This is a genomic window from Mesorhizobium sp. M7D.F.Ca.US.004.01.2.1 (genome assembly GCF_003997785.1).
Taxonomy (GTDB): Bacteria; Pseudomonadota; Alphaproteobacteria; order Rhizobiales; family Rhizobiaceae; genus Mesorhizobium; species Mesorhizobium loti.
On sequence record NZ_RZRQ01000679.1, the window covers coordinates 1 to 1,083 of the forward strand.

A 1,083-nucleotide genomic window follows, 5' to 3' on the forward strand; every position below is an offset into this window, starting at 1 on the left:
GTGCTGATCACCGCCTTGCCGCGCAGGCCGCGTTCGGCAATGAACTCGCCAAGCCAGGTCTCGGAGGTACCGCCGGTATAAGCGTCGGCCGTATCGAAGAAATTGCCGCCTGCCTCGACATAGGCATCGACCAGGACGCGTGCCGTCTCCTTGTCGGCGCCCCACCCCCATTCGGTGCCGAAGGTCATGGTGCCGAGCGCCAACCGGGTGACACGCAGCCCGCTGCTGCCAAGGGTGTAGTAGGACATGGTCATGGAACGTCTCCTTGCTGCTTCGCCAAACGGCGTTGATGCAGCGTTAGATGCCCCAGCTCACTTCGTTTGATAATGTTGCATTATCTTCATAAACTATGCGATACTATGCATGAATGGATCGCGATCTGCTCGGCCATCTTCCCGTCATCGTTGCCGTGGCCCGGCGCGGCGGCTTTGCGTCCGCGGCGGCAGAGCTCGGCATGAGCCCTTCGGCGGTCAGCCATGCGGTCAGGCTGGTGGAGGAACGCATCGGCCAACCGCTGTTTGCGCGCACGACACGCAGCGTATCGCTGACCGAGGCCGGTCAGGCGCTTGTCGCAACGGCGGAGCCCGCGCTGCAGGATATCGCAGAGCGGATGGAGCGCATCCGCGGCATCAAGGGTCGCCCGGCTGGACTGCTCAGAATCAACGTTTCGCATGTCGCCGTCCCGATGGCGGTGACGCCGGTGGTGACGGCCATGGCGGAGCGCTATCCGGATGTGACGGTGGAAATCTTTGCCAACGAAGGGTTGGTCGATATCGTCGGCGAAGGCTTTGACGCCGGCATCAGGCTTGGCGAAATGATCGCACAGGATATGATCGCGATCCGGATGACGCCGCCCTTCCAGGTGATCATCGTCGCTTCGCCAGCCTATATCGGCCGGCGTGGTCGCCCGCGCAGCCTGGCCGATCTCGCCGCCCACAATTGCATCGGCTACCGCCTGGTGCGATCCGGCGCGATCTATCGTTGGGATTTGACGGAGGACGGCAAGGACGTGGCGGTGGAAACGCGCGGCACCGCCGTCGTCACCGATTCCCTTGCCGCCATCGACTTGGCGCTGTCTGGGAT

2 protein-coding genes are annotated in these 1,083 nt (G+C 63.3%); one reads left to right on the forward strand and one right to left on the reverse strand.

Annotated elements, in window-relative coordinates; genetic code table 11:
* Nucleotides 1-254, reverse strand: a 254-nt coding sequence (locus EN993_RS36120) for an aldo/keto reductase (RefSeq protein ID WP_164758067.1), incomplete at its 3' end; no start/stop codon positions are given.
* Between the two features lie 113 nt (nt 255-367).
* Here EN993_RS36120 and EN993_RS36125 point away from each other — a divergent pair.
* The coding region (locus tag EN993_RS36125; RefSeq protein WP_164758068.1) for a LysR family transcriptional regulator at nt 368-1,083 on the forward strand (716 nt) is incomplete at its 3' end.